General features: G+C 39.2%; 26 protein-coding genes. 17 read left to right on the top strand and 9 right to left on the bottom strand.

The window, feature by feature from the left end; all coding sequences use genetic code 11:
• Nucleotides 1-18 precede the first annotated feature (18 nt).
• The 3 genes from nanA to AM305_RS08095 are packed head-to-tail and all read right to left on the bottom strand — an operon-like array spanning nt 19 to nt 2,493.
• Nucleotides 19-897, bottom strand: a complete 879-nt coding sequence (gene nanA, locus AM305_RS08105; RefSeq protein ID WP_005824840.1) for an N-acetylneuraminate lyase — start codon at nt 895-897, stop codon at nt 19-21.
• A 23-nt stretch (nt 898-920) separates the two neighbouring features.
• The gene (locus AM305_RS08100) at nt 921-1,793 is read right to left on the bottom strand and encodes an N-acetylmannosamine kinase (RefSeq protein ID WP_005824837.1); all 873 of its coding nucleotides are present in this window, start codon (nt 1,791-1,793) and stop codon (nt 921-923) included.
• A 1-nt stretch (nt 1,794) separates the two neighbouring features.
• Entirely contained in the window at nt 1,795-2,493 is a 699-nt protein-coding gene (locus tag AM305_RS08095) for an N-acetylmannosamine-6-phosphate 2-epimerase (RefSeq protein ID WP_005824836.1), read from the bottom strand.
• 239 nt (nt 2,494-2,732) lie between these two features.
• Between AM305_RS08095 and AM305_RS08090 the strand changes: the two genes are divergently transcribed.
• From AM305_RS08090 to AM305_RS08075, 4 genes are all read left to right on the top strand, one after another.
• Nucleotides 2,733-4,319, top strand: a complete 1,587-nt coding sequence (locus tag AM305_RS08090) for an ABC transporter substrate-binding protein (protein ID WP_005824834.1) — start codon at nt 2,733-2,735, stop codon at nt 4,317-4,319.
• 91 nt (nt 4,320-4,410) lie between these two features.
• Nucleotides 4,411-5,364, top strand: coding sequence for an ABC transporter permease (locus tag AM305_RS08085; RefSeq protein ID WP_005824830.1), 954 nt, complete (start codon nt 4,411-4,413; stop codon nt 5,362-5,364).
• Entirely contained in the window at nt 5,364-7,322 is a 1,959-nt protein-coding gene (locus tag AM305_RS08080) for a dipeptide/oligopeptide/nickel ABC transporter permease/ATP-binding protein (RefSeq protein WP_005824828.1), read from the top strand. Before AM305_RS08085 ends, AM305_RS08080 begins: the two co-directional genes overlap by 1 nt.
• A 9-nt stretch (nt 7,323-7,331) precedes the next feature.
• Nucleotides 7,332-8,138: an ABC transporter ATP-binding protein gene (locus AM305_RS08075; protein ID WP_005824826.1), complete on the top strand. Its 807-nt coding sequence runs from the start codon at nt 7,332-7,334 to the stop codon at nt 8,136-8,138.
• Between the two features lie 78 nt (nt 8,139-8,216).
• On the opposite strand, the gene AM305_RS08070 is transcribed toward AM305_RS08075, so the two are convergent.
• The 3 genes from AM305_RS08070 to AM305_RS12460 all read right to left on the bottom strand — a co-directional run bounded on the left by AM305_RS08070 (nt 8,217) and on the right by AM305_RS12460 (nt 10,119).
• Nucleotides 8,217-8,729, bottom strand: coding sequence for a hemerythrin domain-containing protein (locus AM305_RS08070; protein WP_005824824.1), 513 nt, complete (start codon nt 8,727-8,729; stop codon nt 8,217-8,219).
• Between the two features lie 47 nt (nt 8,730-8,776).
• On the bottom strand, nt 8,777-9,919 hold the full coding sequence (gene tgt / locus AM305_RS08065) for a tRNA guanosine(34) transglycosylase Tgt (RefSeq protein WP_005819613.1): 1,143 nt from the start codon (nt 9,917-9,919) through the stop codon (nt 8,777-8,779).
• A 65-nt stretch (nt 9,920-9,984) separates the two neighbouring features.
• Nucleotides 9,985-10,119, bottom strand: a complete 135-nt coding sequence (locus tag AM305_RS12460) for a lipoprotein (protein ID WP_005824822.1) — start codon at nt 10,117-10,119, stop codon at nt 9,985-9,987.
• Between the two features lie 105 nt (nt 10,120-10,224).
• On the opposite strand from AM305_RS12460, the gene AM305_RS08060 reads away from it, so the two are divergent.
• From AM305_RS08060 to ilvN, 4 genes are all read left to right on the top strand, one after another.
• On the top strand, nt 10,225-10,797 hold the full coding sequence (locus AM305_RS08060; RefSeq protein ID WP_005824821.1) for a YceB family lipoprotein: 573 nt from the start codon (nt 10,225-10,227) through the stop codon (nt 10,795-10,797).
• A gap of 14 nt (nt 10,798-10,811) precedes the next feature.
• Nucleotides 10,812-11,558: a carbonate dehydratase gene (can, locus tag AM305_RS08055; RefSeq protein ID WP_005824819.1), complete on the top strand. Its 747-nt coding sequence runs from the start codon at nt 10,812-10,814 to the stop codon at nt 11,556-11,558.
• A 340-nt stretch (nt 11,559-11,898) separates the two neighbouring features.
• Complete coding sequence (locus tag AM305_RS08050) at nt 11,899-13,620, top strand: acetolactate synthase 3 large subunit (protein WP_005824817.1); 1,722 nt, start codon at nt 11,899-11,901, stop codon at nt 13,618-13,620.
• A complete protein-coding gene (ilvN, locus tag AM305_RS08045; protein WP_005824815.1) occupies nt 13,613-14,104 on the top strand; it encodes an acetolactate synthase small subunit in 492 nt (163 codons plus the stop codon). The genes AM305_RS08050 and ilvN overlap by 8 nt, the downstream gene beginning before the upstream one ends.
• Before the next feature lie 206 nt (nt 14,105-14,310).
• Here the strand turns inward: ilvN and AM305_RS08040 are convergent, their stop codons facing one another.
• Nucleotides 14,311-14,550, bottom strand: a complete 240-nt coding sequence (locus AM305_RS08040) for an alternative ribosome-rescue factor A (protein ID WP_005824814.1) — start codon at nt 14,548-14,550, stop codon at nt 14,311-14,313.
• Between the two features lie 149 nt (nt 14,551-14,699).
• Between AM305_RS08040 and AM305_RS08035 the strand changes: the two genes are divergently transcribed.
• From AM305_RS08035 to AM305_RS08015, 5 genes are read left to right on the top strand one after another with little or no spacing between them, the layout of a single operon-like run.
• A complete protein-coding gene (locus tag AM305_RS08035) occupies nt 14,700-15,455 on the top strand; it encodes a class I SAM-dependent methyltransferase (RefSeq protein ID WP_005824812.1) in 756 nt (251 codons plus the stop codon).
• A 5-nt stretch (nt 15,456-15,460) separates the two neighbouring features.
• Nucleotides 15,461-16,513, top strand: coding sequence for an AI-2E family transporter (locus AM305_RS08030; protein ID WP_005824810.1), 1,053 nt, complete (start codon nt 15,461-15,463; stop codon nt 16,511-16,513).
• A 30-nt stretch (nt 16,514-16,543) separates the two neighbouring features.
• A complete protein-coding gene (locus tag AM305_RS08025; protein WP_005824808.1) occupies nt 16,544-17,455 on the top strand; it encodes a gluconeogenesis factor YvcK family protein in 912 nt (303 codons plus the stop codon).
• Nucleotides 17,456-17,505: 50 nt separating this feature from the next.
• Nucleotides 17,506-18,597 (top strand): tRNA preQ1(34) S-adenosylmethionine ribosyltransferase-isomerase QueA, encoded by a 1,092-nt coding sequence (queA, locus tag AM305_RS08020; RefSeq protein WP_005824805.1) that lies wholly within the window; start codon nt 17,506-17,508, stop codon nt 18,595-18,597.
• Complete coding sequence (locus tag AM305_RS08015; protein ID WP_005824803.1) at nt 18,594-18,923, top strand: CHY zinc finger protein; 330 nt, start codon at nt 18,594-18,596, stop codon at nt 18,921-18,923. Before queA ends, AM305_RS08015 begins: the two co-directional genes overlap by 4 nt.
• Here AM305_RS08015 and AM305_RS08010 read toward each other — a convergent pair.
• Nucleotides 18,890-21,196, bottom strand: coding sequence for a DNA internalization-related competence protein ComEC/Rec2 (locus AM305_RS08010; RefSeq protein WP_035294274.1), 2,307 nt, complete (start codon nt 21,194-21,196; stop codon nt 18,890-18,892). The genes AM305_RS08015 and AM305_RS08010 overlap by 34 nt on opposite strands.
• A gap of 147 nt (nt 21,197-21,343) precedes the next feature.
• Nucleotides 21,344-22,756: a bifunctional indole-3-glycerol-phosphate synthase TrpC/phosphoribosylanthranilate isomerase TrpF gene (trpCF, locus tag AM305_RS08005; protein WP_005824799.1), complete on the bottom strand. Its 1,413-nt coding sequence runs from the start codon at nt 22,754-22,756 to the stop codon at nt 21,344-21,346.
• A 137-nt stretch (nt 22,757-22,893) separates the two neighbouring features.
• On the opposite strand from trpCF, the gene AM305_RS08000 reads away from it, so the two are divergent.
• From AM305_RS08000 to AM305_RS07990, 4 genes are read left to right on the top strand one after another with little or no spacing between them, the layout of a single operon-like run.
• Complete coding sequence (locus AM305_RS08000; RefSeq protein ID WP_005824797.1) at nt 22,894-23,205, top strand: YqcC family protein; 312 nt, start codon at nt 22,894-22,896, stop codon at nt 23,203-23,205.
• Between the two features lies 1 nt (nt 23,206).
• Nucleotides 23,207-23,935, top strand: coding sequence for a tRNA pseudouridine(65) synthase TruC (gene truC, locus AM305_RS07995; RefSeq protein ID WP_005824795.1), 729 nt, complete (start codon nt 23,207-23,209; stop codon nt 23,933-23,935).
• A gap of 16 nt (nt 23,936-23,951) precedes the next feature.
• Complete coding sequence (locus AM305_RS12040) at nt 23,952-24,116, top strand: YoaH family protein (protein WP_005824794.1); 165 nt, start codon at nt 23,952-23,954, stop codon at nt 24,114-24,116.
• Nucleotides 24,113-24,583, top strand: a complete 471-nt coding sequence (locus tag AM305_RS07990; RefSeq protein ID WP_005824792.1) for a hypothetical protein — start codon at nt 24,113-24,115, stop codon at nt 24,581-24,583. The genes AM305_RS12040 and AM305_RS07990 overlap by 4 nt, the downstream gene beginning before the upstream one ends.
• The last annotated feature ends 19 nt before the right edge of the window (nt 24,584-24,602 follow it).

Genomic DNA, 24,602 nt, shown 5'->3' with positions numbered 1-24,602 from the left:
TGATTTTCCTCCTGAAAATTATAAATATGTCGCTTTTAAATGTTTAGCCACTTCAATTTGTTTGTCTGTTAATTTTGCCGTCATTGGCTCTCGACAATACCCAGCCTCAATACCTTCTAACTTCAATAGTTCTTTTAAGGTAAGGTATAACCCATTTGCTAAAACACCTTCAATTAAGTCATTCGTTTCATGTTGAAGTGCGAGAGCTTCATTCAATTTTCCAGCTCTGGTTAAATCAAAAATTTGTCTAGCGCGTATGCCATTCACGTTAAAGGTAGAACCAATCGCACCATCAACGCCTAATGAAACCGCCGGTAACATCATTTCATCAAATCCAGCCCAAATGAGATGATTTGGATAGGCTTTTTTCAGACGTTCTAGTAAATAGAAATCTCCAGCGGTAAATTTAACGCCAATAACTTTAGGATTTTGGTAAAGTTCGCCAAATTGTTCTATGCCCATATTTACCCCTGTTAGGAATGGGATAGAGTACACGATCATATTGTTGCCAGTCTCCGCAATGATGGTGTCGTAGTAATGTTTAATTTCAGCAAAACTGAATTTATAGTAAAACGGTGTGACCGCAGATAAACTGTCATAGCCTAATTCGGTTGCATATTTGCCTAATTCAACCGCTTCTTTTAAATTAACACTGCCCACTTGAGCAATTAAGGCTACTTGATCTTTAGCTTCCTCTTTAGCGATACGGAAGATCTCTTTTTTCTCCTCCGTAGAAAGCATAAAGTTTTCGCCCGTAGAACCGCCCACATATAATCCATCCACTTTCATTTTATCTATATTGTGACGAATAATTTGGCGTAATCCTTTTTCATTGATCGTACCATCTTCGTTAAATGAGACGAGTAATGCGCTAAAAATACCAGTTAAGTTTTTCATAAAATATCCCCTAATGTTTAAAACTATTGATTCATTTCTGCCCATTTCGCCGCGCCAATTAAACCGGCATCGCCGGCATAACGCGCTTTCACAATAGGGCAATGGTAAATAGACGGTAAGGCTTGCATGAATTTTTCCACCAAAGACAAATAGCCTTCTGCTAATCCAACACTTCCACCGATAACGATTTTTTGTGTATCTAAACCTATTTTTAAATCCGCAATTAAATTTGCGATCGCTTTTGCAGATCTTTCAACTAATTGAACCGCTTGTAATTCTTGCTGACGGAAGCGTTCAAAGACTTCTTTCGCTGAACAAGGTGCTTCCCAGTTTGCGGCTGCGGCTTCAATCGCTCGTCCTGATGCAATTGCCTCGACACAACCAGGTCGCCCACAACCACAAATCGGTCCATTCGGATCGGCTAACGTATGTCCTAAATGCCCTGCGATACCGTGAGGTTCACAGAGCAACTGTCCATGTTGAATAATGCCTCCACCAACCCCTGTAGAAACTGTGATAAAGACAAAATTCTGAATTTCTTCCGGATCTTCGTGTTGATATTCTGCACAAACTGCTGCTTGTACATCATTTAACAGAAAGATAGGTTTATTGGTTAATTGCGCCAATGTTTCTTTCAACGGGAATTCTGCTAATCCACCTAAATTTTTAGGATTTAATGCAGTTAAAATACCTTGGTTAATAATCCCAGTTGAAGCCACCGAAATCACATCAAATTGTCCTTGATACTGAGCGACAAGTTCGGCTAATACGGCTTTCATTGCGCTACTTTCTTTTGATTGCGGTGTGGTAATTTGCATTCGTTGAGACAGCTGGTTATTCTCGACTAACGCTGCTGCAATTTTGGTTCCACCAATATCTATTGATAAACATCGCATACTAGCCTGCCTTAGTGCTTTCCGCAGATTGAATCGCTTTTGCAAACCAACTCACAATATGTTCAAGGCGCGTTAAAGCAGAACCAACAGTTACTACATCCGCCCCAATTTCTATTGCTTTTTGAGCTAATTCCGGTGTGTTATAACGCCCTTCTGCCATCACAAAACAGCCCGCTTTTTTTAGGTCGATAACAAGTTGATAATCAGGCTCATCGGGAACGGCTCCTCCGGTATAACCTGACATTGTACTTCCAACAATATCAAATCCCAATTGCTGACAATATAGCCCCTCTTCTAAATTGGAGCAATCCGCCATTGCTAAACAACCTTGTGCGTGAATACGCTCTACCGCTTGTTTAATCTCCACGGGGCGAGTCCTAAAGGTTCCATCGACAGCAATAATATCTGCCCCAGCTTGAGCTAACGCATCAATATCTTCTAAATAAGGTGTAATCCGCACTGGCGAATCAGGCAAATCTCGCTTCACAATACCGATAATCGGCACAGTAATATAAGGACGGGTTGCTTTTAGATTTTCAACACCTTCCATACGAATACCTTTCGCACCACCAACAACCGAAGCCATTGCCATTGCCGCCACAATTTCCGGTTTATCCATTGGTCCATCATCAACCGGTTGGCAAGAAGCAATGAGTCCATTTTGAATTTGAGCTAGAATTTTTTCTTGGGATTTATACATATCCCCTCCTCTTTATTTGGATAGTGAAAAAATGTTCAAGATTTTTCAGCGATTATATGCCTTTTGAAATTTCACTCCATTATTTTTTTCTAAAAATGTGAAGTAGATCTCAAAAATGAAATAAAGCTCCAATAAAAGATTGAAAAATGAATTTTTTGTTCTATTATGAATAAAAAACAAGCATCCACTTGTTTTTCTTCCTCAATATTTTTATGCAACTTCTATGAAAGGAGCACACTATGAAAACACAATTTGAACTCAATGAATCTCGTCGCCATTTTATGAAACTGCTGGCAGGCGCAAGTGCCGGCTTGGCTTTTAGTGGCACCTTAGGCACATTCTCAGCAGAGGCTTTTGCAAGTGCTCCTGCTGGTTCAAGTATTGAAGCAGGGATTGCTTACCCAATCTCTACTGGCTTTGACCCTCTAACTGCAAGTGGTGCATCTTCACAAGCGGCCAACTTACATATTTTTGAAGGCTTGGTAGATTTACACCCAGCAACTCGCCAACCTTATCTTGCGCTTGCAGCTAAAGATCCAGAGATGAAAGATGATGTGACCTATCACGTCACATTAAGAGATGGTGCCGTTTTCCACGATGGAAAACCAGTAACAACGGAAGATGTTGTATATTCTTTTGAACGTGTACTTGATCCGGCAAAAGCTTCGCTATTTGCACAATTCATTCCATTTATTGAGTCCGTAAAAGCACTTGATGATAAAGTAGTGGAATTTAAATTGAAATATCCATTTGCGTTATTTAAAGAGCGTTTAACCATTGTCAAAATTGTGCCGAAACATATCGTAGAAGCAGGACAATCTGCCTTTGATGCGAATCCGATCGGCTCTGGTCCATACCGTTTTGTTTCTGCCACAAAAGATGACCGCATTGTTTTTGCTGCTAACCCAGCATACAACGGTATTTATCCCGCTAAAGTCGAAAAAATGACATGGTTCTTATTAGCAGATGATGCTGCTCGTGTCACAGCGCAAGAATCTGGTCGTATTCAGGCAATGGAATCTGTGCCTTATTTAGATGCTCAGCGCTTAAAACGTAAAACTGAAGTTCAACCAGTACAATCTTTTGGATTACTCTTCTTAATGTTTAACTGTGAAAAAGCGCCATTTAATAATCCGAAAGTGCGCCAAGCGTTACATTATGCGATAGATACTCAAAAACTGATTGATATTGCATTCTTAGGTAATGCAAAAGCAGCAACATCTTATGTTCAAGATACGCACCCTGATTATGTCAAAGCGACTTCACAATATGATTTTGATAAAGCCAAAGCAGAAGCATTATTAAAAGAAGCCGGTGTGACAGAATTAAAATTCCAACTTTTATCCACAGATCATACTTGGGTTAAAGAGTGCGCACCACTTATTTTAGAGTCTTGGAATGCCTTAAAAGGTGTAAAAGCAACACTTCAACATCTTCAATCTGGTGCATTATATGGTGCTCACGTTGATAAAGGTAACTTTGAAGTCGTTATTGCCCCAGGAGATCCATCTGTATTCGGTAATGACTTAGACCTCTTACTTAGCTGGTGGTATCGCGGTGATGTGTGGCCAAAACGCCGCTTCCGTTGGTCTAATACACCAGAATATGCCGAAGTACAAAAATTATTAGACGAAGCAGTCAGAGCTAAATCTCATGAAGAAGCCAAAACCGCTTGGACTAAAGCGATCAATATTATTGCGGAACAAGTTCCACTTTACCCAATTATCCATCGCAAACTACCAACGGCTTGGAATGCAAAAGCCTTAACAGACTTCCAACCATTACCAACAACAGGTCTATCCTTCCTTGGAGTGGGTCGTAAATAGTCATCCATATGGGCGTAACTCGCTTACGCCCTTTTTGCAAAAATCTTCAACAATTTGACCGCTTGTTTTTCTAAAACCATAGGAGAAAAACATGGAAATTATCCTTCGCCTCCTCTTCCGCCGCCTAATGGCTTTGCCCGTTATGATACTTGGCGTAACCGCTTTAGTCTTTGTTGTCTTGCAATTTACTCCAGGTGATCCTGCAACGATAGCTTTAGGCGAAAGTGCTAGTGAAGCCGCCAAAGAAATCTATCGAGAACAACATGGCTTAAATGACCCACTGATTGTTCAATATCTGCGTTTTTTAGGCAATTTATTCGTGCTCGACTTTGGTATGACTACACCACCTGAACAGCCGATCGTAAATATGATTGCTAAAGCATTCCCTCTTACATTACAGCTAACATTTATCGGTGTGATTTTTGCGGCGATTGTCTCTTTTAGCTTAGGAATTACTGCAGCACTTTATCGTGATCGTTGGATAGATCAAGTTATCCGTCTGATTTCTGTGGCTGCCGTTGCAACCCCTTCATTTTGGCTTGGGATTTTACTCATTCAATATTTTTCTCTGAAATTGGATTGGTTACCTTCTGGTGGTTTTGTGCCTTTTAGTGAAGATCCGCATGAGTATTTCCGTTCAATGATTTTACCTTCACTCGCCCTTGCTGTTCCTGTTTGTGCCTCACTGATTCGTGTTGTACGAACCACAATGGTAGAAGAAATGGATAAAGATTACGTACGTACAGCAATTGGTAATGGCGTCCCTTACGCAACGGTTATTCGCCACAATGTTTTACGCAATGCGTTAATTACACCGGTTACCGTATTAGGTTTGCGTGTCGGCTATTTGCTAGGCGGAGCCGTTGTTATTGAGCAGATCTTCGACCTTCCGGGTATGGGAAAACTCATCTTTAATGGCATTGTGAATCACGATTTAAATCTGGTTCAAGGCGTTGTCTTAACCATTGCTTTTACCTTCGTACTGGTCAATATCATTGTCGATATTCTCTACTTACTCATTAACCCTAAAATTCGGAGTCTATAATGTTTCGTCAAGAATTAGCCGCTCGGCTTGCAAATGGCGGTGCAAGATTCAGAGCCTTACCAACCAGTTCAAAAATCGCCTTTATCTTTATTCTTTTTGTGGCGGTCGTTGCAATATTGGCTCCGATAGTTGCTACTTATGATCCATTACAAACGATTCGCCCTGTTCAAGCGCCAAGTAGCGAATTTTTATTCGGAACTGACCGCTTGGGACGTGATATTTTCTCGCGCATGGTTTGGGGAGCCAGAACCTCACTCTTTATTGGTCTAGGTGCTGTGGGTGTCGCTATCATTTTCGGAAGTATTTTAGGTGCGACAGCAGCAACAGCCGATAAATTAGGCAATGAAGTTATTATGCGCTTGATGGATATTCTAATGGCATTCCCAGGCATTGCACTTGCAGCGGTATTATTAGCTACCTTTGGCAATTCCGTCCCCGTCATTATTATTACCATTGCGGTAGTTTATACCCCTCAACTCGCTCGAGTCGTTCGCGCTAACGTCATTTCACAATGGGAAGAAGACTACGTTCGTGCAGAACGAGTATTAGGTGGAAGCCGTACTTATATTTTATTAAAACATGTGGTTCGCAATACTGCTGCTCCCGTTTTAGTCTTTGCCACGGTCATGGTTGCGGATGCCATTGTTTTTGAAGCCTCACTCTCCTTCTTAGGTGCTGGCGTTCAACCACCTTTCCCATCTTGGGGGAATATCTTATCTGAAGGTCGCAATCTTGTATTAAGCGGATTCTGGTGGGCGACAACCTTTGCGGGTATCTTCATTCTCCTTACGGTACTTGCACTAAATATCTTAGCTGAAGGCTTAACAGATGCTCTTGTGAATCCAAAACTCAAACGTCTTACAAAAACGAAAGATGATGTAGCCAAACCGCTCTCTACAGATGTGCAAGAGGCAATGGCAGAAACATTAGCGTTAAAACGTTATTTAAATCAATTACACCAAAAAGAACTTACTCGTACTGATCGCATGCAGTTACAAAGTGAGGCAAAACCAATTTTACAAGTGAAAAATCTCTCTATTCGCTTCCCAAACCGTTATGGCGAGATTCCATTAGTTGATGAAATCAGCTTTACCGTTCACGAGGGCGAAACAATGGGGTTAGTCGGTGAATCCGGTTGTGGTAAATCCATTACTGCCTTCTCGATTATGGGATTATTACCAAAATCAGCCCAAATAAGCGGTCAAATTTTATTTACGGATCGCAGTGGTAAACAACATGACTTACTTAAATCAGAAGAGCTCAATGCTTTACGAGGTCATGAAATCGCCATGATCTACCAAGATGCATTAAGTGCTTTAAATCCATCTATGCGAATAAAAGATCAAATGGCACAACTCATCAGCCGTGGAGGCAAACAATCTGCTGAAACCTTATTACAATGGGTTAAACTTGATCCTGAAAAAACGTTAAACCGTTATCCACATGAACTTTCAGGTGGACAACGCCAACGTGTCTTGATCGCAATGGCTTTAGCTCGAGAACCTAAATTACTCATTGCGGATGAACCGACAACCGCTTTAGACGTTGTGGTTCAAGCCGAAGTCATTAAATTATTAAATGAATTACGTGAAAAATTAGGCTTTGCTATGGTCTTTGTAAGCCATGACCTCGCACTTGTTGCACAAATGGCACACCATATTACCGTGATGTATGCAGGACAAGTCGTTGAATCTGCGCCAACCTCTGCACTATTGGCCTATCCAACCCACGAATATACACGAGGATTGCTTGGTTCAGTGCTTTCTACGGAAGTTCGGGCAAAACGTTTGTATCAAATACCGGGTAGCGTGCCTTCGCCATTTGATTTTGCAAAAGGCGACCGATTTGCAAGTCGCTCTCTACGTCCTGAGGCAAATCCGGAACAACGTTTACCATTAGTGCCAACAGACGATCATCCTCAACATTTATGGGCATCCCATTTGAACGAGGCAAAATAGGAGGACAATATGAGTATGAAAGTATTAAAAGAACAACCCATTATTGAGTTATCCGATATTGTTGTAGAATTTGCTTCTCGTGATGGTACACTGTTCAATCCTAAAAAATTCACAGCAATTGATCATGTCAATTTATCGATTTACGCAGGCGAAACCGTTGGGCTGGTTGGGCAATCGGGCTGCGGTAAATCGACATTAGCAAATGTGATGATCGGGCTACAAAAACCGACTTCAGGAACCATTAAATTTAATGGACTACAAATGAAGTATGGTAGCGCAGAAGCTAGGAAACAGTTTGGACGTCAGGTTTCGGTCATTTTCCAAGATCCTGCCACAGCGCTCAATCCAAGAATGAGGGTATTAGATATTTTGAAAGATCCTATGGATATCCATAATGTCTTACAACCCAAAGAACGTGAAAAACGTGTTTATGAACTGCTTTCTCGTGTTGGGCTCCCTCGTTCCGCTGCTCAGGTAGAACCCACTCGCCTTTCCGGCGGACAAAAACAACGTGTTGCGATAGCCCGAGCATTAGCATTAAGTCCTAAATTGATTGTGGCAGATGAACCTACTTCAGCATTAGATGTGTCGGTACGTGCGCAAGTATTAAATCTACTTGCCGATCTTAAGAAAGAACTCAATCTTGCGATGGTCTTTATTTCTCACGATTTACAAACTGTTCATCAAGTTTCGGATCGGATTGTCGTCATGAATGGTGGAAAAATTATTGAAACAGGCTCTGCGGATGTGGTGTTTAACAACCCAAAAGATAGCTATACCAAAACATTAATTCAAGCAGCACCTTCTTTGCTATAAATATCCCCAACAAAAAATGGTTGCTAAACTTTTTACTAGCAACCATTTTACTCCTCCAAAATTTTAACTTTGGATAATTTATGCTTTACGGCGATTTGCCATCACTTTCCCGATTTCACTCAATTTTTCGGCTGAAATATATTGGCGACCGAGTTCGAATAACGGCTCTTCTAGTGAAATATGCAAATCATAGCCGGAAATAAACCGCTTGATCAATTCCACATCTACTTCCACGATTTCATCGTTAATCAATGCTGTTAATTGGGTAGAGAGTGCATCCCAATTCTGGTGCAAATGAATATGCTGCGATTCTAGTTCATCAATTTGTGTTTGCGCTTCGGGGTAAACCGCAAGCAAGGCCGGGAAAAAATCAAGTTCTTCATCTTCGTGATGAAGGGGAGCTGATAAATTAAAATAATTCAAAATTTGCTGAACATCATTTTTAACGATCTGATTTACACCATTTTGTGTTAAATAATTCGGTAAAATTTGAAGCTGTTTGCAGAAGCGTTTTACCTTACTGTGGCAGGCATAAAGCATTTCGATCGGTTCAGCCCAGCTCGCAAATTGTTGTGGCGCAAATTGTTCCATATTTTCTCCTTATGAAAAAAGTGGCGTAAAAATACGCCAGCTTTTCTTTATTCGCCTTTTTGTAAAGGTGGGACTTCTTTACCAATTTTGGCATAAAACTCAACAACAAAATCATCAAAGCGATCTTCTTCTATTGCTTGACGAATTTGTGCCATTAAACGTTGATAATAACGTAAATTGTGAATGGTATTTAATCTCGCGCCTAAAATCTCACCACATTTATCTAAGTGGTAAAGATAGGCTTTCGTATAATTTTTACAGGTATAGCAATCACATTCCGGATCTAATGGCGATGTATCGCTTTTATATTTCGCATTACGGATTTTCACTACGCCATCGCTCACAAACAAATGCCCATTTCGAGCATTTCGTGTCGGCATAACACAGTCAAACATATCAATACCACGGCGTACACCTTCAACTAAATCTTCTGGTTTCCCTACCCCCATTAAATAGCGAGGTTTATCCGCAGGCAATAATGGCGTAGTGAATTCTAAAATGCGATGCATTTCTTCTTTTGGTTCACCAACCGCTAAACCGCCTACTGCATAGCCGTCAAAACCTATGTTTACTAAACCTTCTACTGAAATTTTACGTAATTCCTCATAAGTACCACCTTGCACAATACCAAATAATGCTCGTGGATTTTCTAACTCATCAAAACGATCGCGGCTACGTTTTGCCCAACGTAACGACATTTCCATAGAATTTTTGGCATAATCAAAAGTTGCCGGATAAGGAGTACATTCATCAAAAATCATCACAATATCCGAGCCTAAATCATATTGGATTTCCATTGATTTTTCTGGTGAAAGGAAGATTTTTTCGCCACTGATTGGATTTTGGAATGTTACGCCTTCCTCTTTAATTTTGCGTAATTTACCTAAACTAAAGACTTGGAAACCGCCACTATCGGTTAAAATCGGACCGTGCCATTGCATAAAATCATGCAAATCGCCGTGCATTTTCATCACTTCTTGTCCTGGGCGAAGCCAAAGATGGAAGGTATTTCCTAACAAAATTTGAGCGCCAGTGGCTGCAACTTCTTCAGGCGTCATACCTTTTACTGTGCCGTAAGTGCCAACCGGCATAAATGCCGGGGTTTCTACGTGAAATTCGCCTTTCGGACGATTGAACGTTAAACGTCCACGACGAGCATTACCGCTCGTGCATTTTAATTCATACTTCATAAAGCTCCTTATAGATAAACAGTCTATAAATACAAGCGGTTAATTTCCGCTATCATTTTACTTAATTAAAAACGAATGCCTGTGCCGAGTCCTAAACCGACTCCCACACCATTCGAACCACCACCGGCATTAACACTGCCTGAAAAACTACAACCTGCTAAAATACCAGCAATAAGCAGGCCAAACAGTATTTTTTTCATATTAAGGTTTCCTTAATTGATCAGAACTTGTTATAGTCCTCATAGTCTAAAAGTTGTCATTTTACCTGTTTTTTAAGCCTAAACCTAATTTTTAGAGAAATCTTTATGAAACTTTTACATAAATTAAGTATTTTACTTTCGATAGGCGTAGTTGCTTCTGTCGCCTCTGCAAATTTATTGAGTATTTCCGAGCAGGAGATCAATCAGTATTTACAAACTCGTGTTGCTGAAAAAGTCCCATTAGAAGATCAAGTTGGTATCCCCGGACTTTTTCAACTTGACTATAAATTGCACGGTTTAAACACTCGAATTGGACAAACCAGTGAGAAAAAAGTAGAAATCCAAGGGGTTGTTGATGGTATCCTTATCGCAAAAGGGAAAAAATATGATGCGCAAATTACGTTAAATATGGATACCACGCCTTATTACGATCCCGAAAAAGGTGCACTTTATTTAAAAGATGTGCGTTTATTAAGCTGGAAAGCTTCACCTGAAAAATACCAAGACGAGTTACAAATGTTCTTACCTTTGTTATCAGATGGGTTAAGTAGTTTATTAAATCATAATCCCGTCTATACGCTTGATGAAACAAAAACCAAAGAAGCATTAGTCAAAAAATTTGGGAAAGCCATTGTTGTTGAAAAAGGCTTGCTGCGTTTAGAAACCTCTGTATTTTAATTTAAAGGATCACAATGAAAGATATTGAACAACTCTTTGCCAATAATCACGCTTGGGCAACTCAAATGAAAGATGAGCAATCGGATTATTTTAAAGAGCTTGCCGAACACCAAAACCCAACCTATTTATGGATTGGTTGTTCTGATAGCCGTGTACCGGCAGAAAAATTAACAGGATTAGGACCTGGCGAACTTTTTGTTCACCGTAATGTAGCAAATATGGTTATCCATACTGATCTTAACTGCCTTTCGGTTGTCCAATATGCAGTTGATGTGTTAGACATTAAACACATTATTATCTGTGGACATACAAATTGCGGGGGAATTAAGGCCGCCATGGGAACAGTTGAAGATTATGGGCTAATTAGTAACTGGCTTCTGCATATTCGCGATCTGTGGTTTAAACATGGCCATCTTCTCGGTAAATTATCCCCTGAACAACGTGCCAATATGCTCACACGTTTAAATGTGGCTGAACAAGTTTATAACTTGGGACGTAGTTCCATTGTTAAGACAGCGTGGGAAAGAGGAAAATCGCTTTCACTTCATGGCTGGGTTTATGATGTCAATGATGGCTTTTTAATCGATCAAGGTGTAATGGCAACAAGCCGTGAAACACTTGAAATCACTTATCGTAATGCCATTGCGAAGTTAATTAGCGAAGCTGATGAACTTGCTAATCGAGAATTAGCAGAAAAAGAAACCGCTCAAGATAATCAAAAACAAACGGATTTTATTGCTGAACAATCACTTTCTGAATAGTTCAGCTTACCTTAATAAACGCTAAAACTTGATATAGATCACGTTTTAGCGTTTTTAACCTCATTTCTTTCTTAAAAATACAAAAAACATCAAAAAAATTTAAATCTTTTTATTTTATAAAATTTGGTTCAATATACTCATTTATCGTTTACCTTTAGATTTTTATTTATAAAACACTAAATAAAACATATTTTTAGCATATTACTCCAAATAACTATCCAAGACCACTTATAGACAAATGTAAAAAACTTTTGCACAATGCATACCAAACACAACGCATAACAAATCAAGCGTTGCTTTCTCTTATCTCAACTTTTTCGGATGTTATTCGGAGGATTCAATGAAAAAACTTTCTGGTGCAGAAATGGTCGTACAGTCCTTGTTGGACGAAGGCGTTGAATACGTATTCGGCTATCCAGGTGGCTCGGTTTTAGATATTTATGATGCAATACACCAATCAAGCCTTAATCACGTATTAGTCCGTCATGAGCAAGGCGCTGTCCATATGGCTGATGGCTATGCTCGCTCTACGGGTAAGGTCGGTTGTGTGCTGGTGACTTCAGGCCCTGGGGCAACCAATGCGATCACGGGAATTTTAACCGCTTATACCGATTCTGTGCCACTTGTGATCATTACCGGTCAAGTACCGTCATCCCTTATTGGTACCGATGCTTTCCAAGAGTGCGATATGATTGGGATTTCTCGCCCTGTAGTAAAACATAGTTTTATGATCAAAGATCCGCAAGAAATTCCGGAAACAATTAAAAAAGCATTTTACATTGCCTCAACAGGACGTCCAGGACCGGTTGTCATTGATATTCCAAAAGATATGGTAAACCCAGCTAATAAATTTGCTTATGAATATCCAAAAGAGATTGCTTTACGTTCATATAATCCAACAGTACAAGGACATAAAGGGCAAATTAAAAAAGCATTAAAAGCATTATTAGTTGCGAAAAAACCGGTTCTCTTTATTGGTGGTGGCGTAATTTCTGCCGAATGTTCTGCCGAACTCACTGAATTTGCACAAAAATTAAATTTACCGGTAACCAGTTCGTTAATGGGCTTAGGCGCTTATCCAAGCTCAGATAAACAATTCTTAGGTATGCTAGGTATGCACGGTACATACGAAGCTAATAACGCAATGCATGAGAGTGACTTAATTCTTGGCATCGGTGTACGCTTTGATGACCGTACAACCGCAAATTTAGCGAAATATTGCCCAAATGCAAAAGTTATTCACGTAGATATTGACCCTGCTTCTATTTCAAAGACGGTACAAGCCTATATCCCGATTGTAGGTTCGGCTAAGAATGTATTAGACGAATTCCTTGCTTTACTTGAAGATGAAAACCTTGCAAAAAATCAAACAGATTTGACCGCTTGGTGGCAACAAATTGATGAGTGGAAAGCGAAAAATTGCTTAAGTTTTGAAGAAAGTAAAGAAGTCATTAAGCCACAACAGGTTATTCGTCTTATTCATAAACTCACGAATGGCGATGCCTATGTTGCTTCCGATGTAGGACAACACCAAATGTTTGCTGCATTACACTATGGTTTCGATAAGCCTCGCCGTTGGATTAACTCAGGTGGTGCGGGGACAATGGGCTTTGGCTTACCTGCAGCGATTGGTGTGAAATTTGCCCACCCAGAGGCAACGGTTGTTTGTGTCACCGGCGATGGTTCTATCCAAATGAATATCCAAGAACTTTCTACGGCAAAACAATATGATACACCCGTTGTCATTGTGAGTTTAAATAACCGCTTCTTAGGTATGGTAAAACAATGGCAAGACATTATCTATCAAGGTCGCCATTCTCAAGTTTATATGAACTCATTACCGGATTTTGCAAAATTAGCCGAGGCTTATGGTCACGTTGGAATTACAATCGACCACCCAAGCGAGTTAGAAGAGAAATTAACCCAAGCCTTCTCGATTAAAGATAAATTAGTCTTTGTTGATGTAAAAGTAGATGAAACCGAACACGTTTACCCAATGCAAATTCGTGGCGGTGCGATGAATGAAATGATTTTAAGCAAAACGGAGCGTACAGATGCGTAGAACATTATCAGTTTTACTCGAAAATGAATCGGGTGCTTTATCTCGCGTTGTAGCACTTTTCTCTCAACGTGGTTTTAATATTGAAAGTCTGACCGTTGCCCCAACCGATGATGAAAGTCTCTCTCGTATGACTATTGTTGCAAACGGTGATGAAATTGTACTTGAACAAATCGAAAAACAACTACACAAGTTAATTGATGTTTTTAAAGTGATCAATTTAAGTGCTTGTGAACACGTTGAACGTGAAATTATGTTGTTGAAAGTCCGTGCAACAGGCTCAACCCGCGATGAATTAAAACGTATGGTCGATATTTTCCGTGGGCAGATTGTTGATATTACGCCTAAGCTTTATACCATTCAATTATCGGGGACAAGTGAAAAACTTGACGCTTTTGTTGATGCGGTTAAAGCAGAAACAACCGTAATTGAAATTGTTCGCTCAGGCTTAATCAGCCTTTCTCGTGGTGAAAATAACTGTTTATAAACAATGTAATGTCCCCTATACGAGCCGTATAGGGTTACCAATCTGAGCCCGCTCTGCGGCTCTTTTTTCAGCCCCAGCGGGGCTGGGCTTAATGAACCTAGCACGGCTCGTGCTAGGTTATGTCTCAAAATGAACTTTGTCAGCAATCTGAATTGTTTATAAAAAATGTTCCCTCTTTCAAATGAAAGAGAGTTTTTTAATCAAAATCAAATCCCCAAAAAAGCCCATTTAAAAAGACTCTTTAGAATATTTTTAAATGGGCTTTCACCTTGGTAGGCTTTGCGGTGTTTTGCATTACGCTGATGGCTGCCTTTTCCTTTTCGATTACGTTCCACTCGTTGTTTAAATAACGGATCTGTCACTAATGCTTTAATTGCGCTTTGCTTAATTTCACCTCGTTGGTGTTCATAAGATAAATGCGGAAGTGGTTTCATTTTTTTCGTCATTTCTCTTTCCTCTGTTAAAAATCACTGGATATTTTGTCAAAAAATCTCGGCATTGTATATAAGAATAATGAAAAGTTAGGTATAATCTTGCAACTTATTCGTAATAAGCGGTTCAAAGATAATAAGATTTTGCAAATACAGAGGTTTTTATGAAAAAAGAAGAAGTTGGACACAATTTCTTAGCCCGTTTAGGAAAAACTCGCTTACGTCCGGGCGGTAAAGTGGCAACCGATTGGTTAATTGCAAATGGCGATTTCAATAAAAATAAAAAAGTGCTTGAAGTTGCCTGCAATATGGGAACAACGGCCATTCAACTCGCAAAAGATTATGGTTGCCAAATTATTGGTATTGATTTAGATGAAGAAGCACTCGAAAAAGCACGAGAAAACATCAAAGAAAATGGAGTTGAAGAACTTGTTCAAGTGCAACGTGCCAATGCAACAAAATTGCCTTTTGATGATAACTCATTCGATATTGTGATTAACGAAGCGATGCTAACCATGTTACCGATGGAAGCTAAAGAAAAAGCAATCCGTGAATACTTGCGTGTATTAAAACCAAATGGTTTTCTACTCACTCATGATGTGTTACTGAATACCGATGATGTTGAAAGTGTCATCAATGAATTACGTGAAGCGATCCATTTAACGGTTTCTCCACTAAAAAAAGAAGATTGGAAAGCTCTTTTCCATCGTTGTGGATTCCGCAATGTCGATACTTATTCAGGCGAAATGTCTTTATTATCGCCAAAAGGATTAATTCACGATGAAGGTGTACTCGGTGCAATGAAAGTAATTGGTAATGCCTTAAAGCCGGAAAATCGCGAAACTTTTACCAAAATGTTTAAAACCTTTAACGATCCCGAACACAAAATGGGATTTATTGCAGTTTGTAGTCAGAAATAGATTTTATGCTTGCACTCTTTAAAGAATGGTACACACAAAAATTTAATGATCCCCAAACAGTTGCCTTACTAGGTATTTTACTTTTTGGCTTTGGTATCATCTACTTCTTCAGTGGGCTAATTATGCCCCTGTTAGTTGCGATTGTGCTTGCTTATTTATTAGAATCGCCAATCCGTTTCTTAACAGAAAAGCTGCATTTTCCTCGATTACTGAGTGTTCTCCTTGTATTTGGGGGAACGGTTTCCATTGTCGCTTTTTTGTTAGTCGTTATGGTGCCGAGTTTATGGAATCAAGCGGTCAATTTTATTCGTGATTTACCAAATATGTTTAACCTACTCAATGAGTGGGTTCAAGCACTCCCCGAACATTATCCGGAACTCGTGGATTATGCGATGTTAGACGGAATGATGTCTTCCTTAAAAACGAAGATTTTAGGGTATGGTGAATCATTATTAGCGATCTCGGTAAACTCTATTATCAGTTTAGTCGGATTAGGCATTTATGCTTTTTTAGTGCCATTGATGGTCTTCTTTTTATTGAAAGATAAACCGATTTTCTTACGTTCTTTCATTAAAATGATGCCGAAAAACCGCCGGTTAGCGACTCGTGTTTGGATTGAAATGCAAGGGCAAATCGCCAATTATATTCGAGGAAAATTCCTCGAAATTTTAATTGTCAGTGTAGTTACCTATATCATTTTAATTTTCTTTGATTTACGTTATCCGCTATTGCTCTCAGTAGTAGTGGGGTTATCCGTATTAGTGCCTTATATTGGTGCGGTCATCGTAACCATTCCGGTTGCCTTAATTGCTTTGTTTCAATTTGGCTTATCGCCGGATTTTTATTATTTATTACTCGCTTTTGTTATTAGCCAGTTGCTAGACGGTAACCTTGTGGTACCATTTTTATTCTCTGAAGCCGTAAACTTACATCCATTAACCATCATTGTCGCTGTGCTGATCTTTGGTGGCTTGTGGGGATTCTGGGGAGTCTTTTTTGCGATACCTTTAGCAACTTTAGTGAAAGCAGTTATCAATGCATTACCTTCTAATGAATAGTTCGTCATTTTTAATAAAAGGATTATCCAAATGACCTCTCCCCCTAGACATCCTCATTTAACGGATCTAAGTGTCGTAGCACTCGGTGGTGGTCATGGTTTAGGGCGTGTATTATCTGCCTTATCCTTTTTGCGAGAAAACCTGACCGGTATTGTGGCAACTACCGATAATGGTGGATCTACCGGTAGAATTCGCTCACAGCAAGGTGGAATTGCATGGGGAGATCTACGCAACTGTTTAACTCAAATTATTGTAAAACCCACCGTTGCCTCTGCACTATTTGAATATCGCTTTCCTGGTAATGGTGAATTGGGTGGGCATAATTTAGGTAACTTAATCCTTAAAGCGTTAGAAAATATGCAAATTCGACCGCTTGAAGGACTTAATTTAGTTAGAGAGCTTCTTCATGTTCGAGCCTTCTTGATTCCCATGTCTGAAACGCCCGTAGATCTTGGTGCTTATCTGACAAATCAGCAGATTATTGGCGAAGTTGCTGTGGATGCTTTAGAAGAGCTACCTCAAGGTTTATTTCTTGAACCCGAAATACAAGCAACACCCGAAGCGCTTTTAGCGATTGAAAAAGCTGATGTCATTTTGTTAGGCCCGGGAAGTTTCTTTACCAGTATTATGCCAAATTTGTTAATCCCAGCTTTAGCAAAACGCATTAGCCAAAGTTCGGCTAAAGTCATTTTTATTGATAACATTGGGATTGAACACAGTATCGTAAGTAATTTGACGCTTGCGGATAGAATTCAATGGGTTGAGAAAGCAATTGGCTGCCAGCGAGTGAATGGTGTGATCACCATCCCAACTGAAATGACTCCATTACCCGAACATCTTTGTGTACTACGCCGCGATTTATCGGCTGAAGATGTTTATTATCGACATGATCGCTACAAATTAAGTAAAGCGATCAACGATTTAGTTGCATTAATTTCATAAACAAAGCGGTCGATACCGCTTTATTTTTTCTTAGTTTATAAAAGGATAATATGTTAGTTTCCGATTTTCATTTTGATTTACCTGACAATTTGATTGCCCGTTACCCAATGCCTGATCGCAGTGCAAGCCGTTTACTCTACTTAAATGGCGAAACAGGGGAATTTGCTGATCAACATTTTACGGATTTACTTGAGCATTTACACGAGGGCGATTTGCTTGTTTTCAATAATACCCGAGTTATTCCGGCGCGACTTTACGGTCGAAAAATCAGCGGTGGAAAAGTCGAAGCGTTAATTGAGCGAGTATTAGATGAACATCGCTGTTTAGCCCACGTTCGTGCATCGAAAGCCCCGAAAGAAGGTACACAGCTTATTTTTGGCGAAGATAAACTTGGCGAGGGAAATGGCTTAGTTGCAACCATGGCTGCTCGTCACGATACGCTTTTTGAATTACATTTTGAGAGTCAAAATAACCTCTTTGATCTCCTTCAATCGGCCGGTCATATGCCACTACCGCCCTATATTGATCGCCCTGATGAAGATGCCGATCAAGAGCGCTACCAAACCGTTTATAGTAAAGTACTTGGCGCAGTGGCTGCCCCAACGGCTGGGCTACACTTCGATAATACGATGTTAGAAAAACTCAAGGAAAAAGGCGTCAATACCGCATTTGTTACCCTACATGTCGGAGCAGGTACATTCCAACCCGTTCGTGTTGAAAATATCTTGGATCATAAAATGCATGCTGAATATGCCGAAGTTTCACAAGACGTTGTCGATAAAATTTTGGAAACAAAAGCCAAAGGCAAGCGAGTGATTGCAGTAGGCACAACCTCTGTTCGCTCTATTGAAAGTGCCGCGCAAGCAGTCAAAAATAGCGATACGTTAATTGAACCATTTTTCTCCGATACCAGTATTTTTATTTACCCAGGCAAAACATTTAAAGTGGTTGATGCTTTAGTGACAAACTTTCACTTACCTGAATCAACCCTAATTATGTTAGTTTCTGCATTTGCAGGCTATAAAAATACGATGAATGCTTATCAGCATGCGGTGGAATCACAATATCGTTTCTTCAGCTATGGCGATGCGATGTTTATTCAGAAAAATCCTCGTGCGACCGAAGATCTCCCAACCTCATGAAAATTTATGGATTAACCATTGATGCTCACACCCGTTGTGAGCATTATCACTCTCCTCTCGATATTATCGCTATCAAATTCAAATGTTGCGATAAATTTTATCCTTGCTATCAATGCCACAATGCTTGTGAAAATCACCCGATTCAACGTTGGGCAGTAGATGAATTTCATGAACAGGCGATTGTGTGCGGAAATTGCTATCAAACATTAAGTATTACCCAATATACTCAAGTCACACAATGCCCCTACTGCGCCTCAGCATTTAATTCTGGCTGTAAAAAGCATTATGCAATTTATTTTGAATGGGAAACCTTTGATTCAAAATAGCCTTGATACCAAGCAGAAAAAGCATTTCGCCCGGTTTCCACCGTCCAATGGTCTTGATGAAATGTTACTCTAATCATGCCTTCTTTTGCGGTATTCAGTAACGGCACCTGATAACGCTGTAACCGCTCAACTATCGTTTTATTTGGCATTTTCCATGGATTCCACCGCCCTGTCGAAACCACTGCAAGCGTTGGACGGGTTTTCGATAATAAAACCTCGCTCGTACTGGTTTTACTCCCATGATGAGCAATTTGGAGAAAATCAATCTGTCCTAATGAGGAAGAAAAAATCCGTTCTTGTTCCACGCCAGTATCTCCCGTTAATAAAAGTGTAAAGCGGTTAATTTTGACAAGTAAAATGCAAGAATTTTGGTTTCTTGCTTTTTCTACACGCTGTGAAGGATAAATTGCCATAAACTGAACCTCGCCAAATTGCCATTTATCGCCAGCCAAACAAGATTGCGGTTGAACATCCGCATAGGTTAATTGGCTACTCGAAAATAATTTTGCATGTGGGTAAGCCGTTAATAAGTCCAATACACCGCCAGAATGATCATTATCATCATGGCTAAGAAAAATGGCTTGAACTTGAATATTACGCCGTTTCAAATAGGGCAAAATTTCAAGTTTTGCCATAGAGTTCTTTTGTTCTCCCTCCCCCCAACTCACGCCGGTATCGTAAAAAATTGCTTGTTTTTGACCGCTTTCATCTTGATAAACAATGGCTTGTGCTAATCCCTGCCCCACATCAAACGTAATCCACTCCACGGGTGTTTCTCGCCATGAATAAAAGCAAAAAACAACATAAGCACTACTAAGAACAGCAATACCTTTGTATAAGAAAGATTGAGTTTTTTGGCTATTTTTCATATAAAACCCAAATAGCACTACTCCATTGATGAATAATATTTGTCCTTGCTGCCAAAAGCTTAGGTCATACCATGCATTTGATAAAGGCTCAAGTAACCATAAACTAAATTGAACAATGTAATCCGCCAATGCCCATGTGCTAAATAGATTATCCGTTAATAATGTGAATAAAATAATAGGAACTAACACCATACTATATAGTGGTACTATCAGCATATTCGCAGGCAAACTCAAAGGTGATGTCCCTGCAAAAAAGAAAAATTGCACAGGCGAAAAAATCAACCAAATGCCCATTTGTAGATGTATCAATGAAACGATAACTTTGCCAATTTTATGCTGCGTTTGGGAGAAAGGTATCCAAGAAAATTGCGCTAATGGAAAATAACGATACCATAAAATTAACGATAGTACCGCTAAGATCGATAGCCAAAAGCTGTCTGATAAAATGGCAACCGGTTCAAACACCAGCAATAACGCAACAACTCGCCACCAGATTTGTAACGAGGTATAACGTCTTCGAAAAAATTGGCAAGATAGAAGCACGGTCATGGCTAATAATGCCCGAAGTGTTGGCGCTGAAAAGCCAGCTAAATAGCTATATTCAAAGGCAATTACAAAGCCAAAGAGCCGAGGAAAAAGATAAGAATATCCCAAAGAAATACCTATCCGCCCTTTTAATAAACACCATTGAACACCTTTTGCCAGCCAAAATCCAAATGCCATCGCCAAAGCAATATGTAGTCCTGAAATCGCAATTAAATGAGCCGTTGCTGTTTTTTGAAAAGGTAGCCAATGTTCATTCTTCAACCAAGCACGTTCTCCAAAAGCCAAGGCAAGCAATAACCCTTGACTGTCTAGCTCTGCTGTTTGCTGGTAACTACGATTCAACCATAGTGTTCGGAAAGGCGTATCAAATTCTTCAAGTAACTCTGCTTTTCTGACAGTGGCAATCCCATCAATATGGTTAGCAAAATACCAACGTTGTCGATCAAAGTTTCCCAAGTTATATCTTCCTGAGATCGGACGAAGTGTAAAATCAACGGTATATTTTCGATGCAAATATAATGGTGTTTTAGCTTGCCATGTTAAATAAATTTGCTGATCGTTCGCTAATTTACCAATGGCGGTTTGATACTCTTGTTGCTTTAAAATTTTAACAATCTCAATCGTCTCTTTCACTTTAGAGGCTGGCTGACTCTCTGCTATTTTCACAGTGTAGGAAATGGATAAGTAACTTATCCCCATCAGTATCCCTAATCCCATATGCCAGTAATGTTTCCTTATCAGATTAAACAAAGCCCATATGAAAGCTAAAAGCACGATAAATGATAAATAATCACGAGGAAGAAAAAGAAGTGGTAAGAAAGAAATACTTAAATAAATGGAAAAACGATCTAAGTTCATAGTGATAGGGCAACTTTTTCTAACAGTATGCCTTTTATTTTTAAACCTTGCTGAAAAAATATTTTAATTTTCGAGCGAGATCGCAAAAATTTTTCCCAAAAAGAAAAAAGACGATATTAAATCGCCTTTTTGCCAAAAAATAGTTATTTATGCCTGAATAATTTTCGCAAAGCAAGCGGTTAATTTTTCAAGATCTTTTACACCTTTTGCACTTTCAATGCCAGAATTAAGATCAACACCTAAACAACCTTGTGCTAAAGCAGAATCGAGATTATCTAAATGAATACCTCCGGCTAAAAGTGATTTGTTTTTCAGCTCTTCAGGAATGATAGCCCAATTAAATGATTTCCCTGTCCCCCCTTGTTGAGAGCCAGATTGACTGTCTAAAATGAAACGACTTACTAATGGATTATCAACAAATGTCCAAGAATCTGCATTTATATCAATAGAACATGCTTTCCAAATTTGTGTTTTGCCTTCCAGACGTTCCGCAAGTTCTGCGATATATTGCTCATCTTCCTGCCCATGCAATTGAACCGCAAATAATTCAAGCTGTTTTGCTATTTTTTCCACAAATTCAACCGCTTGATTTTGAAATACGCCAACATATCGTAATGGTGCATTAACCACAAGTTCTTGCGCTTGACGTAAAGAGAGCTGTCTCGGCGAACCTTCTGCAAAAATCAATCCGCCATATAAAGCGCCCTGTTCATAGACCGCTTTAACATCTTGTGTGCGAGTTAATCCGCATACTTTATTTTCGCCATATATCACCGAACGAACCGCATTATTGAGATCTGCACTTCCCATTAAACTGCTGCCGATCAAAAATCCATGCGCAAAAGGTTTTATGGTTCTGATTTGTTGATGATCATAAATACCCGACTCTGAAATTAATCGTACATTTTCCGGAATTTGGTCACGATATTTTTCAACTAGTCGAACAATGCGATTCATATCAATCGTTAATGTATGTAAATCACGGTTATTAACACCAATAATTCTTGCGCCAAGGGATAATGCTCGCTCAAATTCTTGCTCTGTGCTGGTTTCTGTTAGTACGCCCATACCTAATGAATGAGCTAACTCAGACAACATTCTATATGTTTCATCATCTACGACAGATAACATCAATAAAATCGCATCGGCATTGTAATAACGAGCTAAATAAACCTGATAAGGCGAAATAATGAAATCTTTACACAGAATAGGTTGTGTCGTTTGCTGTTTTACCTGATCAATGTAACGAAAATCCCCTTGAAAATATTGTTCATCCGTCAAAACAGAAATCGCAGATGCATAATGTTTATAAACTTGAGCAATCGCATCTAAATCAAATTCCGCCCGAATCAATCCTTTCGAAGGCGATGCTTTCTTACATTCTAAAATATAGGCTGGGATTTGATGAGTTCCCATCGATAATTGACCATAAAAATCCCGATCCGCAGGTTTTAATGCCTGTTTAAAATGAGCTAAAGGAAAACTCTGTTCTTTATTTTGAACCCAAATGGCTTTATCTTGAACGATTTTTTGAAGAATGGTTGGTTGTTGAGATTGCATATTTATCCTTCTTTTATTGTTATTTAGCGGAAATCTGAGAACATTCCAAAAAGTTTACTCTAATCATCTTACAATAGAAAGAAAAAAGAAAATAGCCTAAAATAGCCACCTAAATTTTTACCACATTGAGGAAAAAGATGAAAACGAAGGTAAAACAACTTTTAATTGAATTACAAGAAGCGATGCACCATCATCAATTATGGGAAGCTACGCCTCCAAGTGCTGAAGCATTAGCAAACAACCAACCGTTTTGTGTTGAAACACTTACGCCAACACAATGGCTTCAATGGATATTTATTCCAAGAATGCATGCATTATTAGAACAGGGCAATGAACTTCCACGCAATTTTTCAATTACAGCTTATTTGGAAGAATCACTAAAAAATGAACCTTATTTAAGAGCCCTTCATCAACCATTATCACAAATGGAAGCGCTGCTAAAAAGCTAATATGATGCTAGAAATTCTTTATCAAGATGAAGATCTTATTGCGATCAATAAGCCGGCAGGTATGTTGGTTCATCGTAGTTGGTTAGATAAGGCGGAAACCGTTTTCGTCATGCAAACGCTTCGAGATCAAATTGGGCAACACGTTTTTCCGATACATCGTTTAGATCGCCCGACATCTGGTGTATTACTTTTTGCACTCAATAGCGACATGGCGCGAACGATGTGCGAATTATTTGAAAATCATCAAGTAAAAAAAGGCTATCTTGCTATCGTCAGAGGTTATTTAGAAGGAAAAGCGAGAGTTGATTATCCATTGAAAGTAATTTTAGATAAAGTAGCCGATAGATTTTCACAAGAAAAAGAACCGCAAGAAGCGATTACAGATTATCAAGGTTTAGCGACAGTCGAAATGCCTTATCCTGCTGGAAAATTTCAAACAGCTCGTTATTCGCTAGTTGAACTACAGCCACAAACAGGGCGAAAACATCAATTAAGACGACATTTAAAGCACCTTTTTCACCCGATTATGGGCGATACAAAATATGGTGATTTACATCAAAATCGTACGTTAGCCGAGCAATCCGGTGTTGAGCGATTAATGTTGCATTCACATTTTATGCAATTTCAGCACCCTAAAACCTTGCAAAAAATAGAAATAAAAGCGCCGCTTGATCAGCAATGGCGTCAATTATTTACATTCTTTAATTGGAACTTTACACATTTTTATTAGACAAATGGAGAACAATATGGATAATGCTCTACTCTCATTAACTCATGAGCAACAACAAGAAGCCGTAGAAGAGATCCAAAAATTAGCCCAACAAGGTATGAGTATGGGCGAGGCAATTCAACTCGTAGCAAATCAATTACGAGAAAAATATAAACAATCGAATTCGGAGAAAAGTGAATGAAAAAATTATTAGTTTTAGCCATTAGCATGATATCAGCAACAACGATGGCTACTGAAGGTAAGAAGAATGAGGAACCAAAAGCATTTGATGGCAAGCCGGCAGTTGCTTTGCGTGTTATTGATTTTAATGGTAAAGCTCCCCGTGTTATCAAAGGTAATAAACTCTCTATCAGTAAAAAACAACAACTTTGTTGGTCATCTATCAATGTGCCGGTATCTGGAAAAGTTCGTGTTGCAGAAGTTTTTTATGCACCAGCAGCAACTGACTTCAGTTCACCAGGTATGACAATCAACGCTTCAGCAGATAAAAAAGAATTTTTAATTGTTGGAGATGTTGTTGCTACTAATAATGAACATGTAACCCGTTGTTGGCAATTTGATTCTAAAGATCCGATTGGCGCTTATCGAATGGAAGTTCAGATTGGCGATGTCGTATTTAAAAATTTAGCTTTTGAAATTGTAAAATAATTGAACGTAAAAATTAGGG

Origin of the sequence: Actinobacillus minor NM305 (assembly GCF_000175195.1) — a bacterium.
Classification (GTDB): domain Bacteria; phylum Pseudomonadota; class Gammaproteobacteria; order Enterobacterales; family Pasteurellaceae; genus Haemophilus_A; species Haemophilus_A minor.
Note: the sequence above shows the minus strand (reverse complement) of the source record. Positions and strands in the feature narration are given on the sequence as shown.